This window comes from Gilvimarinus algae (genome assembly GCF_030518215.1).
In the GTDB taxonomy this organism is placed as follows: Bacteria; Pseudomonadota; Gammaproteobacteria; order Pseudomonadales; family Cellvibrionaceae; genus Gilvimarinus; species Gilvimarinus algae.
In genome coordinates, this window is record NZ_JAULRT010000062.1 from 836731 (window position 1) to 853973 (window position 17243).

Here is a 17243-nt window from a genome sequence, read left to right on the forward strand (position 1 = left end):
TAGGTCTCAATTGTCTATCAAAACCGTTAAGTTTTGCCGCAAGCGGCCGTTAACCCCAGGGAAAGCGATGCAACCCCGAGGCCCGCTATGCTTGGCAAAACCCTTACCGATCTGACATCCGTCCACTCTGCGCTGCGCAGTCAGGGTAATCCCGTGTCCATTAAGCCGCAGGAGTTGCTGCAGCAGCGAGCTGAGGCCAATATGCCCGGTGGCGCTGAGAAGCCGGCGGGCTTTAAGCCTCTGACCGCCGAGCAGGCGGCGGGCAATATTCTCGGTTTTATCGAGCGGCAGCTGGAGCGCGATCTCGCGGCCGGCGCCGATAAGGCCGCTTTGCAGTCGCGGCTGGAGGCGGGACTCGCTGGTTTTAAAAAGGGTTTTAACGAAGCCAAAGAGCAACTGGAAGCCCTCGGGCAGCTGAGCCCTGCTGTGGCGAAAGACATCGGCAAAACCTATGACTTGGTGACCGGTGGCGTGGAAGATTTGGCTGGCAAATTTGGTCTCTCGCAAAGCGACGAGCCCGTATGGTCCGCCCCGCCGCCCGGCTCTGCCATCAATGCGCGCTACGAGTACGCTTCTGCCCAGAGCTTTAACTTTGAAGTTCGCACCCGCGAGGGTGATGTGATAACCATCGAGGCGGCCTCCAGTCGCGGCGACAGTGCTTCCTGGTATCAGAATGACAGCGGCGCTGGCTTTGCCCAGGCGTCGGTGTCGAGCAGTGAATACCGGATCTCGGTCGAGGGCGACATCAACGACGAGGAGCGCGCTGCTCTGGACTCCCTGCTGGGGCAGGTGAATCAGCTCGCCGACGAATTTTTCACCGGCGATCTGGAGACGGCGTTCAACAACGCCTTGTCACTCGGTTATGACAAAGAGCAGATCAGCGGTTTTGCCCTGAACCTCACTCGGGTGGAAATACAGCGAGCCAGCGTGGCTTACCGGCCCGAGACCGGCGCTCAGGACTTGGCAGGTAGCCTGGCGCCTGTGGGCCATTTTATTCGGGATCTGCAGGACTCTCTGGCAACGGCCAGTCAGTTCGCCGAACCGAACAGCCTGCTGCAGTCGATGATTGAGGCCATGTACGCCGATGATCAGCGCCCGGGCAACAGTGACGGCCGGCGATTTGTCGACTTTGTCAGCCGTTTGCTTGAGACACCGCTGGTCTCGGGCGCTGCTACTGACGAACCTGAAGCTAACCCCGCTGCTCCGGATACCGGCGCCTAGGTTCTAGCCATTGAGAGGTGCTTGCTGGGCATCCCAGAAGGTGCGGTAAAATGGTAGGCTTGCGATATTAGCCTTTTCGAGGCGATGGTCGGCGGAGTCCCAATGCTACAGCTTACCTTTTATACCACTGCAGGCTGCCACCTGTGTGAACAGGCGAAGGCCATGATTGCCGAGTTGCCTGAGCCGGTGCGCCTGGTCGAATTTGATATTGCTTGTGATGACAGGATGATAGAGCGCTATGGATTGCGTATACCTCTACTAAAAACCCCTGCGGGTGAGGAGTTGGGCTGGCCCTTCACGGCCGAGCAGGTGCTCAGCTTGCTCAGCGACCGGGTAGAGTGCTGATCTCGGCGCGAATAGCGTGCTGAGTATCGTCGACCCACTCGAGTGTTGTTAAATACAGTGACGAGAGGACGCCCGGGTCGATGTTCTGTTGTGCCAGAAACGTCCAGTCGATAGCGTTCCAGTCACCGTGATCATAGGCGATCGCCGCCTGCAAAAACTTTCCCTCTTCTCCTTCAAAGCGCAACAGGGCGGCCATTAACGAGTCGCTTAACTGAATGCCGTTAAGGACCTTCTCCAGAGGTGCGTCCATAAAGGCATCGAGCATGGAGAGCAGGCCCACGGTAAAGAAAGAGTCGCACTGGTTGGCAGGCCGCGTGTGTGCGGCCATAAGCTCACACAGTTTGGCGCGGGTGAGCGCTTTGACGGAGAGCTCGGCGGGCTTGTCACCGAGTTTGGCCATGGCGAGCAAGCCAATCCAGTTTTTGATGATTTTCAAACCCAACAGGGTCAGTGCCTGGCGCAGCGACTCGATGGTTCGCGGCAGGCCAAAAGCGGCGGAGTTAACCAGGCGCAGGAGTTTGTAGCTCAACACTGGGTCGCGGGAGATGACGTCTTCCACTTCGCTAAACACCACTTCCCGGTCGTTGAGTTTGGCCAGTAGCTGCAGAACGGCTTGCTTGCTTTCACTTAGTCGTTGCCCTGTCAGGACTTTAGGCTTTTCGAGAAAATAGCCTTGAAACAGGTCGCACCCCAGCTCGCGGCAGTGCTCCAGCATGTCAAAGGTTTCGATTTTTTCGGCGAGTACCTGTAGTCCCAGATGTTTTAACTTGTGAATATGCTCGTTTAGCTGCTGGGTGTTGAGTGCCAACACATCGAGTTTGACGATATCGGCGTAGGGCAAAAGCTGTTCGGACTGAGCTGTCCATTCAAAGTCGTCGAGGGCTATGGCAAAACCCTGTTCCCGCAGGGATTTCAGCCGATGCAGAAGTCGTGCATCCACATATTCGCCCTCCAACACTTCGATCACCAGTTGCGAGGTGTCAAAGGGCAGGTTGGCCTCCATCAGGGCGCCGGTAAAATTCACAAACGCCTTGTGTTCACCCACGACTTTCTCAATGGATAGCTCGGTAAAGGTGTTGAGCAAAACCTGAGAGCTGGCAATATTGCCGTCGGTCACTTTGGCCCGGTTATCGCCATCGGTGCGATAGAGCAGCTCGTAGGCCACTACTGCCATGTCGCGATTAAAAATAGGCTGGCGCGCCAGCAGTGGATACTCGTCAGACATTCCCGCGCTCAAAGTATGTTATCTCACCAGCACTGTTCTTGCCGGAGCTTGGTTCTCTGATTGTAGGATAAATTGCCTCTTGGCGGGAAAATTTTCTTTTACCTTCGTCGCCCTGCTCGCCCGGGTGATGTATTCTTAGAGGGCGGGGCGCAAGGGCCCGGCACAGTGATTTTGTGGGGTGATTATGTCTCGTATTCTCGACAGCGTTGATCAGCGCACCAATTTGGTGGGTGAGAATCGTCTTGAGCTGCTTATCTTCAAGCTGCGCGGAGAGCAGCGTTTCGCCATCAATGTCTTCAAGGTGCAGGAAGTTGTCAAATTGCCTGCCCTGCGTCCAGTACCCCACAGTCATCCGCACGTCTGCGGTGTGGCCCATTTGCGCGGCAAAACCGTGCCGGTGATTGATCTCGGGCGCGCTATAGGCGTCGGCCCCACACCCAAGGACGCAGAGTCCAACCTGATAGTCGCCGAGTACAACCGCTCGGTGCAGGCCTTTCTGATCGGCTCAGTGGATCGCATTGTGAATCTCAACTGGGAAGCGATCTTACCGCCACCCAAAGGGGCGGGCAGGGCGCACTACCTCACAGCCATTACCCATCAGGACGACGACATTGTCGAAATTCTGGATGTCGAGCGAGTACTCGCCGATATCATCCCCTACAACACAAGGGTTTCCGAGCAGGTTCTCAATGTCAGTCTGGCTGATCAGGCCCGCGCTCGAGGCCTAAAGGCGTTGGTGGCGGAGGACTCGCCTACGGCCGTCAATCAGGTTCGCGAGACTCTGCGCGATTTGGGCATAGACGTTGTAGCCGTGCAGGATGGGTTGCAGGCGCTACGCAAACTTAAAGCGCTTGCAGCCAGTGGCGCAGATGTGACTCAGGATTTTGTTATGCTGATTACTGATGCGGAAATGCCCGAGATGGATGGCTATCGTTTGACAGCTGAAATCCGCGCCGATGCTGCGCTCAAAGATCTGCACATCATCATGCACACCTCTTTGAGCGGCAGCTTTAACAGCGCCATGGTGGAGAAGGTGGGTTGCGATGCGTTTCTGTCCAAGTTCGCCCCCGACGAGCTGGCGCGGGTGGTGCAAAAGCGCCTGGAGGCGTATCTGGCGGAGCAAACCGCTCGCCGATAGCCTCAGGCACTATGACTAGCATGCTAGGGGTTTTTCAACAGTCTGCTAGAGCGATTTGCCCGCTTCCCCTTTGGTGATGAACGGCTTTTTGTCGCCGAGGCGGTAGCCGTAGATCACTGAGTAGGCCAGTACATTCTGCACGTAGCCGCGTGTCTCCCGATAGGGAATGGTCTCAATCCAAATGTCGAAGGGCAGCTGAGCGCTCTTGTCTTTATTCAGCCACTGCTTTACGCGGTTGGGGCCGGCATTGTAGGCCGCAGCAGCGAGAATCCGATTGCCATCAAACTGGTTTAACAGCTGGCCGAGATAGCGCCCGCCCAGCGCGATATTGGTTTCGGGTTTGAGCAAATCGTAGGTCGAAAAGCTCATGCCCGAGCGGCTCGCTGTTTGGCGCGCCGTAGATGGGAGCAGCTGCATTAGCCCCAGGGCGCCTGCTGAGGAGCGGGCATCCGGGGTGAAGGCGCTTTCCTGCCGGGCAATCGCAAACAGCAGATGCGGTGCGATGGCCGTGTCTTTGGCGGTGGTCTGGACCTGCTCGTGGTAGGCGAGCGGGAAACGGGTCTCGAGGTCGTCCCAGTAGCTGGCCTGGATCATGGCCTGAATACCGTTTCTGTGCCAACCCCAGCTTTCGGCCAGCTTGCCGGCAGCCATGACTTCGGCCTCATTCATATCGCGCGTGGTGTGATACCACTCCCTTCGCGCATTGAGGTTCTCGCCAATAATAAACAGCTCTTTTGCGCGCACCACACCGGGATTGTCAGAAACCATCAGGCTGACATCGGCCGCAACATCCACAGGCTTATCCACCAGCTCGTAATCTTGCTGCAAGCGGTCGGCCGAGAGAAAGCCATAAAAAGAGCGGGTTTTGGCCACCTCGGTATAGAGCTCAAGGGCTTGTTCGGTGCCATCGCTGCCGGCAGTTTGCTCCAGGGCGCGGGCATTCCAGTAGCGCCAGCGCTCGGAGTTCTGCTCTTCGGCTGGCAGCTGGGCTATCCACTTGGAGACTCGCGCCCAGTCCTGCTTGCGCAGGGCATCGCGTACCAGCCACTCGGTCACATCCTCTGAGCTCAGCGCCGGCGTGGCGGCGAGTAGGGCCTCGGTTTGTTCGGTGTAGCCCTGGCGCAGCAGGCGCACGGCAATGTAGCGCTGGGTGTCGAGGCGGGCGCTGTCGTCGAACAATTGTTGGGCGTCGTAGCGGTGCCACAAGTCGATGGCTTGGCTGGCATCGCGCAGGGCCAAACGCTGCAGGCCGTGTAAAATGATTTGCTGCATCTTGTCGCTCTGGCCGGAGAACCGGCTCATGTTTGCCAGGGCCCGCGGGGTGCGATCTACTTCATAATACAGGTCGGCCAGAGCGCGAACCTCAGGCGACATTTGTTTTGAAATGTAGCGCGCCAAAGAGCGTTGCCGCGCCTCCATGGTCTTGGCAAATCGCTGCCAGGCAATGTCGTCGGTCAGGCGTTCAGCGTCCATCCAGGCGGCAAACAGCGGATCACAGGCTTTGGGCTGCGAGCGATCCACGTTCCACAGCTCGCCAACCTCGTCGAGCGCGCTCTGGTCGCCGGTGTTCAGCCTTGCACGCAGGGCAAAGCACTCGAGCTCGGTAGAGCTGTTATCCGGGTTGTAATAGGTCAGTACGTCTTCCCAGCGCCGCTGCTCGGCGAGCTTTTCGACCCATTGACGTTCGAGCTTTTCGGCGAGATAGGAGCCGGGGTAATCCCGCAAAAAACGGTCAATATCCGTCTCCGGCATTTGCGCCAGGCGCCGAACAATGTAGCGGTATTCCAAATAGGGCTTGAGCGGGTAGTGTTCAAGCTGCGTGAGCAACTTGCGATACTCACCGTAGTGGCTTTGGCTCAGGGCTTTTTGCGCCTGGCCGTAGAGTTTGCGTTGTTCGGTCTTGTCGGCAATGGCGCTCGGAGCTGCACGGCTTTCAGCCGCCGCAGCCGAGCCTGAAAAAAAGGCGAGAGCAAGCCCCAGTGCGAGGGTGCCTGTGAGAGCGCCCGGCGTGAAAGTCCTTGGGCGGGGTTGGCGTCCAGGGTTGAAAAGCCGCATGGGATACCTCTTTGGCTTGGCTGCATCAACGACCGTTAAGATGCCAGAGTGAGGCGCTGTGGCGTCCTCAGGATTCTGTCATGGTTCATCTTATAATTTTGGGCGGCATGTGGGCCGAACGCTTTGGCCAGATGCAAGCTTACTTCTGCTTTTCCTGGCTGAGTTCAGTGCGCTATCTGCCGCGAGTATTTACAGGTATCATGCTGCCACTTTTTACCGGGCAAATGCAACTTTTTTTGCCTTATTACGCACTTTAGAAAAAACGCATAACGCGCTGATTTTTCGCTATATAAAGAGTGCATTTTGGGAAACAGATAGGGTTTTATGGCGTTAATTACGGTGGACAAGGCCGAGCTCAACTACGGCCTGCAGGTACTTCTGGACAAGGTGGATTTTACCCTCGAAAAAGGCCAGCGCTGGTGCTTGATTGGGCGCAATGGGGCGGGTAAATCGAGCTTCCTCAAGGTGATTGGCGGCGAAGTGACGCTCGATGGCGGCTCAGTTAACGTCGATCGCGGTGTGCGCATTGCCAGGTTGGCGCAGGATTTACCTGATGCCGACGAAAAACAGGTCTTTGACGTGGTCGCCTCTGGCCTGCCGAAGGTGGGGGAACTATTGAGCCGCTACTACCACCTGACCTCGCAGGGCGAGGCCGAGCACAGCCACGACTGGGTAGAACAGCTCTCCGCGGTGCAGTCGCAACTCGAAGCCAATGACGGCTGGGATCTGCAGCAGCGGGTTGAGACAGTGCTCAGCCGATTGCGTCTCGACGGTCGGGTGCGCATGTCGTCGCTCTCCGGTGGTTGGCGCCGCCGTGTGTCCCTGGCTCAGGCGCTGGTGATCGAGCCCGATGTCCTCTTGCTGGATGAGCCCACCAACCACCTCGATGTGGGCGCTATCGAGTGGTTGGAAGCCGAGCTAAAGGCTTTTGACGGCGCTATTTTGTTTATCACCCACGACCGGGCCCTGCTGCAGTCGGTCGCCACCCACATCGCCGAGCTCGATCGCGGTCACCTTCGCTCCTGGAGCGGCGATTACCGCAGTTATCTGGAATACCGCGAGCGCGCTCTGGCCGAGGAGGCCAGGCACAATGAGCTGTTTGATAAAAAGCTCGCTCAGGAAGAGGTCTGGATTCGCCAGGGCATCAAGGCTCGCCGCACCCGCAACGAGGGGCGTGTCAGGGCTCTTAAAGCCATGCGTGAAGAGCACAGTGCGCGGAGAGTGCAGCAGGGCACGGCTACCTTTGATCTGGCCGAGGCAGGTTTGTCCGGCAAGCTGGTAGCAGAGCTCGACAATGTCAGTTTCGCCTACGCCGGCAAGCCGATTATCCGCGAGTTTTCCTCGCGCATTCTGCGCGGCGACCGGATTGGTCTGGTGGGGCCCAATGGCGCAGGGAAGAGCACCTTGCTGCGGCTGATACTCGGTGAACTTGCACCGGACTCGGGTAAGGTCAAGCTCGGCACCAACCTGACGGTGGCCTACTTTGACCAACTGCGAGATCAACTGGATTTGAATAAAAGCGCCGTCGACAACGTCTCTGAAGGCCGCGATACCATCGAGATAGGTGGCAAGTCCAAGCACATTATTTCTTATCTCAGCGACTTTCTGTTTTCCGGCGAGCGGGCCCGCACCCCGGTGCGGGCCCTGTCCGGTGGCGAGCGCAACCGGGTTTTACTGGCCAAGCTATTCAGCAAAACGGCCAACATTCTGGTGCTCGACGAACCGACCAACGACTTGGATGTCGAGACCCTGGAGTTACTGGAAGAGGTGTTGGATCAATTTAAAGGCACTGTGTTATTGGTCAGCCACGACCGGGCCTTCTTGAACAATCTTGTGACCAGCGTGATCGCTTTTGAAGGCGGCGGCACGGTCCGTGAGTATGTAGGCGGTTATGATGACTGGTTGCGTCAGGGCGGTCAGTGGGTTGAGCCCCAGGCCCCCGAGGCGGTTCCCGGTGATTTGCCCGGCGAGGCGCAAAACGATAGCGAAAATGCGCCCGCCTCGGCTTCGGTAAAGCCGGCAAAAAAGAAGCTCTCGTATAAGCTTCAGCGCGAGTTTGATGCATTGCCGGCGAAAATAGAGGCGCTCGAGGGGGAACTCGACGTCCTCCAGGCAAAAGCCGGTGATCCCAATTTTTATGCCGGCGACGCCGATGCCATTGATGAGCATCTTCAGGCCTTGGCGGCCGTTCAGCAGGAGCTGGACGCCTGTTTTGAGCGCTGGGCCGAGCTCGAGGAAATGGGCGGCTGAGGCTTAGGCCTCTTTGCGCTTGACCCGAATGGCGAGCACATCGCAGCCGGCGCCGTGCAGCACACTGTTGGAGGTCGAGCCGAGCAGCAGGGCAAAGCCCTTGCGCCCGTGGCTGCCCACGGCGATCAGATCGGCGCCGATCTGGCTGGCCAAATGGTGCAACTCGGTCGCCGGTTGCCCCACCAGCACATGCTCCTGTTCCACCTGGCAGTCGGCGTTTTTAATCAGTCGCAACAGTTCCTGTTCGGCCTTGATTTGCAACTGATCCTGAACCTCGGACAAATCGATGGGCATGTCCCCGCCGTAGGCGAATGTCAGCGGCTCGATGACGTGGGCAATGGTCAGCTTCGCGCCACAGACGCGGGCGATGGCCGCAGCTTTTTGCAAAATTTCCGGGCATTCCTCGGTAAGGTCCAGTCCGACCAGTATGTGATGGTATGCGTCCATAGCAATTGCTCCGCCTTGGTTCTAGAGGCCGTGTTGAGTAGGTTGATTGTGCGTGCAGTAAATAAACCCACTCAAAGGGCCTAAACTATGGATGATTTTTTCAGCTTTCGCTATAGGTATAGCAGATGAGTGCAGTGGTTGTCATAGTGGTGCTTCTGGTGGTGGCGATGATTGTCGGCCCGCTGGCGATGATGCGTCCGACCCCCGCGCAGAAACGCCGGGACAGCTTGCGCCTGGCCGCCCGCGAGCTCGGCTTGGGGGTTGGTTTTAAGCGCCTGCCGGCTCGTGCCACCGATACGGCGGAGCCAGAATCGGTGCCCGTATATAGCTTGCAGGTCAAAGGCGGCTCGCACTGGCTGCTGGTACGTACCGATTACGCCCATGAAATGCACTTGCTGCAATGGTGGCAGCCGGTCGGCGCGCCGGCGCCAGAGGCGGTAACCGCTTACCTGCGAGAATCTCTGCCCAAGCTCCCCTCGGATGTGGCTGCCCTCGGGGGGCAGTCCTCACAGCTGCAAGTGTTCTGGAAAGAGCGTGGCGATGCCGAAGTGGTGGCGAGCATTGCCGAGTTTCTGCGTGGCCTGGCGCAGGCTCAGGGCTCACCGCCGGTGGTGGAGGCTCGGTAGCCGGCAGCGGCAGGGTCCGGCTCGTCAGGCTCCGATGCCGCTAGGTCGTATTCGGCGAACAAGTCCCTGTCGATAAACGCTCTTTCGTGGCGAACAATGCCGCTTAACTGGCGTACCATTTCCAGGCGCCGCGGATCGGGGTTGCGCGAGCCCTGCAGCAGGTCCTGAGCCTTTTGAAAGTAATTCAGGGCGCTGATGAGCCTTTCGGCGGCCCGCGCTTCGTAGCCTGCGGCAATCAGTGAAAGAACGCTGATTTGCAGGCGCGCCCAATCGATCTGCTGAATCAGCTCCTGGGCCTGGTCGTTCGCTAAAACCTCGCTGGCGAGGCGCTGGTGAATAAAGCGCGAGGCCTGGGCGAGCGCGCTTTGCAATTGGTGAATTTCCGAGTCGCTGTGGCAAAGGCGGTTCACCTGACGCTGAACATTGCCGGTGTTGAGTTGTTGCTGGCGCGTGTTGGCCAGTTCAAGGCGCGCCTGCAGCGGCGCTTTATTGTGCCGCTCCAGGTCGCACAAATCCTGGGTGATGGCGATGATTTCCTGGTTCAGCTGGCGCGCCACGCCCAGACCCTCGACCGCGCGCAGGCTCGCCTCCAGTGCGTCTTCCACCGTTTCCAACTTGCCATAGAGGCGCTGTTGTTGCCTGGCCAGCTGGCGCAACTGGCGCTGGCGCAAGTTGACGGCATTGACGATCACCAGGGCCGTCAGAGTGACAAGAATCAGGGTAATGACGATGGGAGTGGGCATCGGCAAAAAAATCTGTGTTGGGGCACACCGGGCCATGGGCCGGATTTCCAGGCTGCGCCCTGAATTTGTCCTGGTGTTAAAAAGTTCAATAAAATCATGCGGCTAAGAGGTGATTGCAGACTTGACCGAAACCGCTAAAGTCACTCTCCTCATGGCGCATAATCTAGCATTATCCCGAGTAAAAAGAGAAGCTGTGATTTAACTCGCGCTTGACCGGGGCGCATACAGGACTTATATATGCCCCCCTCGCGGTGTTCCTTGTGCTTGTCGCACGGGTGACTACCGCCTAGGCTTTTAGACAAAAGCGGATACTGACCGACCTGAAAGAAGGATTATCGAGCGCGTATGGGTAAATCTCTGGTTATTGTAGAGTCGCCAGCCAAGGCCAAGACGATTAACAAGTATCTCGGCCGAGACTATATCGTCAAATCCAGCGTTGGCCACATTCGCGACCTGCCCACCAGTGGCAGCGGCAAAAAGGTCGACCCCAAAGAAAGAGCCAAGCAGGCGGCCAAGACCCGCAAGATGTCCCCCGAGGACAAGGCCAAGTACAAAGAACAAAAAGCCCATCAGCAGCTAATCAACCGTATGGGCATCGACCCCGAACACGATTGGGAGGCCCACTACGAAATATTGCCCGGTAAAGAAAAAGTCGTCAGTGAACTAAAGCAGCTGGCCGAAAAAGCCGACACCGTCTATCTGGCAACGGACTTGGACCGCGAGGGGGAAGCCATTGCTTGGCACCTGCGCGAGGCCATTGGTGGCGATGAAGACCGGTTTCGTCGGGTGGTGTTCAACGAAATCACCAAAACCGCGATTCAAAATGCTTTTGAGCGCCCAGGGCCCATTGATATTGATCGGGTCAACGCTCAGCAGGCCCGCCGGTTTCTCGATCGCGTGGTGGGCTATATGGTCTCTCCGCTGCTGTGGGAAAAAATTGCCCGTGGTCTGTCAGCCGGTCGGGTGCAATCGGTCGCTGCCAAGCTGGTGGTCGAGCGCGAGCGGGAAATTCGAGCGTTCATCCCAGAGGAATACTGGAATATCTTCGCCGACCTGGCCGCAAGCGGTGGCGAGAAGGTTCGCTTTGAAGTCAAAAAGCACGCTGGCAACGCGTTCAAGCCTACCAGCGAAGCGCAGGCCATGGCGGCCGTAGCGGCCTTAAAAGAAGCGAGTTACGAGGTTACCGCCCGCGAGGACAAACCCACTCAGTCCAAGCCCTCTGCGCCTTTTATAACTTCCACCTTGCAGCAGGCGGCGAGCACGCGGCTTGGCTTTGGCGTGAAGAAAACCATGATGCTCGCCCAGCGTCTCTATGAAGCGGGCTACATTACCTATATGCGTACCGACTCGACCAACCTGAGTCGGGAAGCGGTAGCCAGCTGCCGAGACTATATTAAAGACCAGTACGGTGACCGCTACTTGCCGAAAGAGCCTCAGGTGTACTCCAGTAAAAGCGGCGCCCAAGAGGCTCACGAAGCCATCCGCCCCTCAAGCGTCACTGTGCTAACCGCGCACCTGAATGGCATGGAGCGCGATGCCGAGCGGCTTTACGCCTTGATTTGGGCGCAGTTTGTCGCCTGCCAGATGAGCCCGGCCGAATACACCAGCACCAACATTACCGTCGCCGCTGGGGACTACGAGCTTCGCACCCGCGGCCGGGTCATCCGCTTCGATGGTTTTACTAAGGTGCTGCCACAAATCAGTAAAAAAGAAGAAGACGTGGTCTTGCCCGAGGTCAAAGTGGGGCAACTTTTGCCTCTGCAAAAGCTCGACCCTTCGCAGCATTTCACCAAACCACCAGCGCGCTTTAGCGAGGCGAGTCTGGTAAAAGAGCTGGAAAAGCGCGGTATCGGTCGGCCTTCTACTTACGCCTCGATTATCTCCACGATCCAGGATCGCGGTTACGTGCGCTTGGAAAACCGGCGTTTTTACGCCGAAAAAATGGGCGATATCGTCACCGAAAGGCTGAACGAAAGCTTTGAAGATTTAATGGATTACAGTTTTACCGCGAACATGGAGCAGTCTCTGGATGTGGTGGCCGAAGGCGGCAAAAACTGGCGGGAACTACTCGACGAATTCTACTCGGGGTTCGTGAACAAGCTTAAGCAGGCGCAGAGTAAAGAGCGCGGCGGCATGCGCGCAAACGATCCGACCAATACCGATATCGAGTGCGATAAATGCAGCCGCCCGATGCAGATTCGCACCGGTTCAACGGGGGTGTTTCTTGGCTGCTCGGGCTATGCTTTGCCGCCCAAAGAGCGCTGCAAAAATACCATGAACCTCGTCTCCGGTGACGAGGCGATTGATGTCGAGGCAGACGAAGAGGCCGAATCGCGTCAACTGCGCTCCAAACGTCGCTGCAAACTCTGCAACAGCGCCATGGACAATTATCTACTGGATGAAAAGCGCAAGCTGCACATTTGTGGCAACAACCCAGATTGTCCCGGTTACGAAGTAGAGCTCGGGACATTTAAGCTCAAAGGTTACGAAGGCCCGACCCTCGAGTGCGACAAATGCGGCAGCGAAATGCAGCTCAAGACCGGCCGCTTTGGCAAGTACTTTGGCTGCACCAACGACGAGTGCAAAAACACTCGCAAACTGCTCCGTAACGGCGAAGCCGCGCCTCCGAAAATGGACCCAGTGCCCATGCCGGAGCTGCAGTGCCAGAAAGTGGACGACACATACGTGCTGCGCGACGGCGCCTCGGGCCTGTTTTTGGCGGCCAGCGGCTTCCCCAAAAATCGGGAAACCCGCGCGCCCCTGGTGGCTGAGCTGTTGCCGCACAAATCGGAAATCGATCCCAAGTACCGGTTCCTGTTTTCCGCGCCCACCGAAGACCCGGACGGCGTGGCGACGGTGGTGCGCTTTAGCCGTAAAACCAAGGAGCAGTACGTACAGTCTGAGGTGGATGGCAAGGCAACCGGCTGGAAAGCGTTTTACACCGGTGGTAAATGGGTGGCAAACAAGTAGACCCTTATGTCGGCATCGATTGTCTCTTTGGTGAACCAGCGTCTGAGCTGCGCCAGGCTGCTGTTGCAAGACCGTAACAGCGCCAGAAACCCCGTGCATGGCAAAGCCCTGGAAGACGCCTGTGTTTTTCACTTGTGCTGTGCGTATCGCCACTATGTGCGCGAGCTGGCTGGTTACTACGGGGTCAAGTTCATTGCCGGCATAGACAACGAGCGCGCCGCTGCCAAGGCGTTGGCGCAGCTCGACAAACATCCGGCGGAAATCCAGGAGTTGTGTCACTTACGTGAGCAGCCTGGCAGCTGGCTGAGCCGCTTGCTTGCCCACTATGAGCTCTGCTGGGTTCTGCCAGCGCCGCCACCTTTGGACAACGTCATAGCCCTCACGGATCTCGATCGCGTGCCGAGCGATCCATTAACGCCGGAGCAGATTGCCGAGGCCTGCGAACACATGCAGGCGATCATCGAGCGGCACAGAGAATCCAGCGTCGAGTGTTGATTCGCCGTCACCTGGGCGCTCTTGTCTGGGCGTGCCCTGAGAAGGGTTACGGATTTAATCAGCGCGCAATTAGTGTTAGAATAGGTCTCTTTTGCAGCAAATACAGTGCCTGATGGCTCGCTCAGGTGGAGATTCTATGTCAGCCTCTTTGTACGAAATTGTCGAACTGGCCAATGGTGATGTGGTCCTGCAGCGCGCCGACGAAGAGGGCGAGCCCCTGTTGTGTATCCGTTTTTCCTCTGAGTCCCTGTCGTTTATGCGCGATGGCAAGTTCGATATTGCCAAGGCCATGATCGAGGCGGGTATGGAGGCAGCGGGTGATCTGGCCGATGCTGATCCCGATCCCGAGGAAATGGCCGCTTCCGAGCCGCCCGAGGGCGAAGAGCTGTTCCACGAAGGTCAAACCGAGCTCTACAACAAGCGCACTCTTCACTAGGGCTTATGGCGCCTGCTTTTTTAGCTAGCGCTCGCGCAGCAGAACGCCCTGACACCCCCCCAAGACGGCCGCACGTTCCAGTTGACCCAATTCGCGTTTGCCAAGCTTTCCCGGGCTGGCAATGACCGTGTGGCTATTGCCCAGAGCCAAAGCGTCCCAGCTGACCCACAACTGTTTCTCATCTTCTTTGCAGTGCACCAGGCGGAGCCTGGTGGTATCCACCCCAAATCGCTGCAGTAGCTCGCTCGGCAGGGGCTCGCGGGTGATCCAGGTAAGCCAGCGGCCATCTTGCTGACGGCTCAGATGAGCGATCATTGGCATAATCATGTCCCAAGAGTGGCGTGCCCCCTGGGTCAGTACCAGTTCGGTTAGCCCGCTGTCAGCGCTTTCGCGGGGTTGTGCAGTAGATAGATTACTCACGGCGAATCACTCCTACACTCAAGCCTTCAATGGAAAAGTCCTGATCGCGCAGGTCCACGCGGATCACTTCAAAGTCCGGATTCTCAGGCCACAGCTCTACCTGGGCACGGTTGCCTTCGCGTTTAAACCGTTTCACGGTCACTTCATTCTCAATGCGAGCCACGACAATCTGGCCGTTGTGCACCTGATCTGTGCGGTGCACGGCGAGCAAATCGCCGTCGAGAATACCGGCGTCGCGCATGCTCATACCGTTAACGCTGAGCAGGTAATGTGCTTCTGGCTTGAAGAAATTCGGCGGGATATTGCAGTAATCCTCAATGTGCTCCTGCGCGAGGATGGGGCTACCCGCAGCGACACGGCCGACAATCGGCAGACCCTCCTGGCCCTCGGGCAGGCGAATGCCGCGCGAGGCACCGGGAATCAGCTCGATGGCGCCTTTGCGTGCCAGCGCTTTGATGTGCTCTTCAGCGGCATTGGCCGACTTGTAGCCGAGCATGCGGGCGATTTCCGCCCGAGTCGGCGGATAGCCGGTTTCTTCGGCGTAGCTCTTGATCAGCTCGAGTACCTGCTGTTGCCTGGCGGTCAGGTTTTGCATGGTGAGTCCCTTAAGTCTGTCGGCCATTGAGCCTGTGTGGTTATACAGTATCTGTGATTATATACAGTTGTTTGCCGTGTGCAAGTGCTTTTCAAAGTCTCGCCAGAAGTGTCGTTTAACTCTATGAATTTTCGATAAAAAATACTGATGCTTAAGCCGTTTCTGCCACTGCGTGTACGGCTTGGTTTATACTGCCTGCCCGGTTTGCCCAGATAAGCGAGAGGTTATGGAAGCGCTGATAGAGTGGATTAAGCAGCTGGCCGCCGATGAGCGGCTTTGGTTGCTGCAGGTGTTTATTATTGTCTTTGTCACCCTGCTGCTGGCCGCCTTTGCCCGGCATATTCTCAGTGTGTTGATGAAACACGCCCACAAAACCCGCAACCGCTGGGACGACACCCTGGTGGAGTCGGCGCTGTCGCCGGTGCGCTGGCTTATCTGGTTGGTGGGTCTGTGCTGGGCGGCGCAGATTGCCCGCGACGTGACTGAGGACTCCATGCTCCAGTACGCCGATACCGTCTTGCGCATCGGCGTCATCGTCTTGCTGACCTGGTTTTTGGTGCGCCTCGTTAAGTACGGCGAGCGCAACTTCCTCGAGCCCGATGAAGGCAAACCTGCCGACCCGACCACCGTCATGGCGGTGGGAAAGCTGCTGCGCATCGCCATTGTCATAACCGCCGTGCTCGTGCTGTTACAGTCGCTCGGTTACAGCATCTCCGGGGTGCTGGCTTTTGGCGGTATTGGAGGTATCGCAGTGGGGTTTGCCGCCAAGGACCTACTGGCCAATTTCTTCGGCGGCCTTATGGTGTATATGGACAGGCCCTTCAAGGTTGGCGACTGGGTGCGCTCACCGGATAAGAACATTGAGGGTACCGTGGAGGAAATTGGCCTGCGCCTGACGCGGATTCGCACTTTCGATAAACGTCCCCTGTACGTGCCCAACCAGACGTTTACCCAAATTTCCGTCGAGAACCCCTCGCGGATGCTCAACCGGCGTATCTACGAGACCATCGGTATCCGCTACGACGATGCGGGCAAAATGGCCGCCATTGTTGCCGATGTCCGCAAGATGCTGCAGGAGCATGAAGAGATAGACGCCTCGCAGACGCTGATCGTCAACTTTAATGAGTTTGCCAATTCATCCCTCAACTTTTTCGTTTACGCCTTTACCAAGACCATCAATTGGATTCACTACCACGAGGTAAAGCAGGACGTGCTTTTGCAGATCATCGCTATCATTGAGTCCCACGATGCCGAGTGCGCCTTTCCCACGCGTACCTTGCATCTGGTCAATGACGCCTCGCCGGTGGAGGAGGGCGCGTGAGCCAATTAGAGGACGACTGCCTGTTTACCCAGGCCGAAATTGAGCGTGCGCTGGATGCCATGGCGGAGCAAATTAACCAGCACTTCAGCGCGCTCGCAGAGCCTCTGGTGGTGCTGGTCATTATGAAAGGTGCGCTGGTCACCGCCGGCGCACTGTTGCCGAGGCTCAAGCCGCGCCTGCTGCTCGACTATGTGCACGCAAGCCGCTATCGCGACAACAAGGCCGGGGTCGATTTGCACTGGAGCCATAAACCCAGCGCCGATTTGACCGGCCGCACGGTGTTGCTGGTGGACGACATTCTCGATGAGGGCGTCACTCTCAAGGCCATTCGCGATTATTGCCTGACTCAGGGGGCGAGCCGGGTGGGCAGTGCCGTGCTGGTGAAAAAACGCCGCGCCCAGCCGAGTCTTATGGAGGCGGACTTTGTCGCCCTCGAAGTGCCGGACCGCTTTGTCTACGGCTTCGGCATGGACAACAACGAGCTTGGCCGCAACGCACCGGGCATCTACGCACTCGCCGACTAAACCATTCCATAGAGCGGTGGCTGGGCATTGCCGCCCCGGTGCCGCAAAAGTCACATTCTGCCGCGAATCCACCGCCTATTGGCGCCTAATTGTGGACAATTGGCGGTCAATACAGTAAAAATTGCACTGATGGCTGTGGGGGCCATCCTCCTTCGGGAGTGGCTGTATATAAAAATAATGAGGTTAGGAGTATGTCTGAGCGTTTATCTGGCACCGTCAAGTGGTTCAACAACGCCCGCGGTTACGGGTTTATCACCCGTGGAGAGGGCAGTGAAGATGTGTTTGTTCACTACCGCAATATTCGAGGCGAGGGCTACCGCTCGCTGTCAGAAGGTCAATCTGTAGAATTTGCGGTGCAGCAGGGCGATAAAGGCCTGCAGGCCGACGATGTGGTGCAGTTATAGATCACCAGCATAGGGCGCCGCAGGCGCC

General features: G+C 57.6%; 17 protein-coding genes. 11 read left to right on the forward strand and 6 right to left on the reverse strand.

Annotated features, from left to right (window positions below):
* The first annotated feature begins 87 nt into the window (after positions 1–87).
* On the forward strand, positions 88–1221 hold the full coding sequence (locus QWI16_RS18555; RefSeq protein WP_302715540.1) for a DUF5610 domain-containing protein: 1134 nt from the start codon (positions 88–90) through the stop codon (positions 1219–1221).
* A gap of 102 nt (positions 1222–1323) precedes the next feature.
* A complete protein-coding gene (locus QWI16_RS18560) occupies positions 1324–1566 on the forward strand; it encodes a glutaredoxin family protein (RefSeq protein ID WP_302715542.1) in 243 nt (80 codons plus the stop codon).
* Here the strand turns inward: QWI16_RS18560 and QWI16_RS18565 are convergent.
* Entirely contained in the window at positions 1544–2791 is a 1248-nt protein-coding gene (locus tag QWI16_RS18565; RefSeq protein WP_302715545.1) for an EAL and HDOD domain-containing protein, read from the reverse strand. The two genes, QWI16_RS18560 and QWI16_RS18565, sit on opposite strands and share 23 nt — an antisense overlap.
* 184 nt (positions 2792–2975) lie before the next feature.
* Here QWI16_RS18565 and QWI16_RS18570 point away from each other — a divergent pair, with 184 nt between their 5' ends.
* On the forward strand, positions 2976–3929 hold the full coding sequence (locus QWI16_RS18570; RefSeq protein ID WP_302715548.1) for a chemotaxis protein CheV: 954 nt from the start codon (positions 2976–2978) through the stop codon (positions 3927–3929).
* Positions 3930–3974: 45 nt separating this feature from the next.
* Here QWI16_RS18570 and QWI16_RS18575 read toward each other — a convergent pair whose 3' ends face one another.
* Positions 3975–5984 (reverse strand): transglycosylase SLT domain-containing protein, encoded by a 2010-nt coding sequence (locus QWI16_RS18575; protein WP_302715551.1) that lies wholly within the window; start codon positions 5982–5984, stop codon positions 3975–3977.
* Between the two features lie 324 nt (positions 5985–6308).
* Here QWI16_RS18575 and QWI16_RS18580 point away from each other — a divergent pair, with 324 nt between their 5' ends.
* Positions 6309–8234 carry an ATP-binding cassette domain-containing protein gene (locus QWI16_RS18580; protein WP_302715553.1) on the forward strand — a complete coding sequence of 642 codons (1926 nt, stop codon included), beginning with the start codon at positions 6309–6311 and terminating at the stop codon, positions 8232–8234.
* Between the two features lie 3 nt (positions 8235–8237).
* On the opposite strand, the gene QWI16_RS18585 is transcribed toward QWI16_RS18580, so the two are convergent.
* On the reverse strand, positions 8238–8681 hold the full coding sequence (locus QWI16_RS18585) for a universal stress protein (protein ID WP_302715555.1): 444 nt from the start codon (positions 8679–8681) through the stop codon (positions 8238–8240).
* A 125-nt stretch (positions 8682–8806) separates the two neighbouring features.
* Between QWI16_RS18585 and QWI16_RS18590 the strand changes: the two genes are divergently transcribed.
* The gene (locus QWI16_RS18590) at positions 8807–9307 is read left to right on the forward strand and encodes a hypothetical protein (RefSeq protein WP_302715557.1); all 501 of its coding nucleotides are present in this window, start codon (positions 8807–8809) and stop codon (positions 9305–9307) included.
* Here the strand turns inward: QWI16_RS18590 and QWI16_RS18595 are convergent.
* Entirely contained in the window at positions 9274–10050 is a 777-nt protein-coding gene (locus QWI16_RS18595; protein ID WP_302715560.1) for a hypothetical protein, read from the reverse strand. The genes QWI16_RS18590 and QWI16_RS18595 overlap by 34 nt on opposite strands.
* A gap of 345 nt (positions 10051–10395) precedes the next feature.
* Here QWI16_RS18595 and topA point away from each other — a divergent pair, with 345 nt between their 5' ends.
* From topA to QWI16_RS18610, 3 genes are all read left to right on the forward strand, one after another.
* Positions 10396–13020, forward strand: a complete 2625-nt coding sequence (gene topA, locus QWI16_RS18600; protein WP_302715562.1) for a type I DNA topoisomerase — start codon at positions 10396–10398, stop codon at positions 13018–13020.
* A gap of 6 nt (positions 13021–13026) precedes the next feature.
* Complete coding sequence (locus QWI16_RS18605; RefSeq protein WP_302715564.1) at positions 13027–13515, forward strand: DUF6586 family protein; 489 nt, start codon at positions 13027–13029, stop codon at positions 13513–13515.
* A 136-nt stretch (positions 13516–13651) separates the two neighbouring features.
* Entirely contained in the window at positions 13652–13951 is a 300-nt protein-coding gene (locus QWI16_RS18610; RefSeq protein ID WP_302715565.1) for a hypothetical protein, read from the forward strand.
* Positions 13952–13975: 24 nt separating this feature from the next.
* Here QWI16_RS18610 and QWI16_RS18615 read toward each other — a convergent pair whose 3' ends face one another.
* Together QWI16_RS18615 and lexA are read right to left on the reverse strand one after the other, a co-directional pair.
* A complete protein-coding gene (locus QWI16_RS18615) occupies positions 13976–14371 on the reverse strand; it encodes a cell division inhibitor SulA (RefSeq protein ID WP_302715568.1) in 396 nt (131 codons plus the stop codon).
* Positions 14364–14966 carry a transcriptional repressor LexA gene (gene lexA, locus QWI16_RS18620; RefSeq protein ID WP_302715613.1) on the reverse strand — a complete coding sequence of 201 codons (603 nt, stop codon included), beginning with the start codon at positions 14964–14966 and terminating at the stop codon, positions 14364–14366. Before lexA ends, QWI16_RS18615 begins: the two co-directional genes overlap by 8 nt.
* Before the next feature lie 226 nt (positions 14967–15192).
* Here lexA and QWI16_RS18625 point away from each other — a divergent pair, with 226 nt between their 5' ends.
* The 3 genes from QWI16_RS18625 to QWI16_RS18635 all read left to right on the forward strand — a co-directional run bounded on the left by QWI16_RS18625 (position 15193) and on the right by QWI16_RS18635 (position 17215).
* Positions 15193–16287 carry a mechanosensitive ion channel family protein gene (locus QWI16_RS18625; RefSeq protein ID WP_302715571.1) on the forward strand — a complete coding sequence of 365 codons (1095 nt, stop codon included), beginning with the start codon at positions 15193–15195 and terminating at the stop codon, positions 16285–16287.
* On the forward strand, positions 16284–16811 hold the full coding sequence (locus tag QWI16_RS18630; RefSeq protein ID WP_302715572.1) for a hypoxanthine-guanine phosphoribosyltransferase: 528 nt from the start codon (positions 16284–16286) through the stop codon (positions 16809–16811). Before QWI16_RS18625 ends, QWI16_RS18630 begins: the two co-directional genes overlap by 4 nt.
* A 191-nt stretch (positions 16812–17002) precedes the next feature.
* Positions 17003–17215, forward strand: coding sequence for a cold-shock protein (locus QWI16_RS18635; RefSeq protein ID WP_302715574.1), 213 nt, complete (start codon positions 17003–17005; stop codon positions 17213–17215).
* The last annotated feature ends 28 nt before the right edge of the window (positions 17216–17243 follow it).

Bases quoted from the DNA above. Each gene is read 5' to 3' on its own strand.
- QWI16_RS18555 (WP_302715540.1), top strand. From the start codon at position 88: ATGCTTGGCAAAACCCTTACCGATCTGACATCCGTCCACTCTGCGCTG.
- QWI16_RS18560 (WP_302715542.1), top strand. From the start codon at position 1,324: ATGCTACAGCTTACCTTTTATACCACTGCAGGCTGCCACCTGTGTGAA.
- QWI16_RS18565 (WP_302715545.1), bottom strand. From the start codon at position 2,791: ATGTCTGACGAGTATCCACTGCTGGCGCGCCAGCCTATTTTTAATCGC.
- QWI16_RS18570 (WP_302715548.1), top strand. From the start codon at position 2,976: ATGTCTCGTATTCTCGACAGCGTTGATCAGCGCACCAATTTGGTGGGT.
- QWI16_RS18575 (WP_302715551.1), bottom strand. From the start codon at position 5,984: ATGCGGCTTTTCAACCCTGGACGCCAACCCCGCCCAAGGACTTTCACG.
- QWI16_RS18580 (WP_302715553.1), top strand. From the start codon at position 6,309: ATGGCGTTAATTACGGTGGACAAGGCCGAGCTCAACTACGGCCTGCAG.
- QWI16_RS18585 (WP_302715555.1), bottom strand. From the start codon at position 8,681: ATGGACGCATACCATCACATACTGGTCGGACTGGACCTTACCGAGGAA.
- QWI16_RS18590 (WP_302715557.1), top strand. From the start codon at position 8,807: ATGAGTGCAGTGGTTGTCATAGTGGTGCTTCTGGTGGTGGCGATGATT.
- QWI16_RS18595 (WP_302715560.1), bottom strand. From the start codon at position 10,050: ATGCCCACTCCCATCGTCATTACCCTGATTCTTGTCACTCTGACGGCC.
- topA (WP_302715562.1), top strand. From the start codon at position 10,396: ATGGGTAAATCTCTGGTTATTGTAGAGTCGCCAGCCAAGGCCAAGACG.
- QWI16_RS18605 (WP_302715564.1), top strand. From the start codon at position 13,027: ATGTCGGCATCGATTGTCTCTTTGGTGAACCAGCGTCTGAGCTGCGCC.
- QWI16_RS18610 (WP_302715565.1), top strand. From the start codon at position 13,652: ATGTCAGCCTCTTTGTACGAAATTGTCGAACTGGCCAATGGTGATGTG.
- lexA (WP_302715613.1), bottom strand. From the start codon at position 14,966: ATGCAAAACCTGACCGCCAGGCAACAGCAGGTACTCGAGCTGATCAAG.
- QWI16_RS18625 (WP_302715571.1), top strand. From the start codon at position 15,193: ATGGAAGCGCTGATAGAGTGGATTAAGCAGCTGGCCGCCGATGAGCGG.
- QWI16_RS18635 (WP_302715574.1), top strand. From the start codon at position 17,003: ATGTCTGAGCGTTTATCTGGCACCGTCAAGTGGTTCAACAACGCCCGC.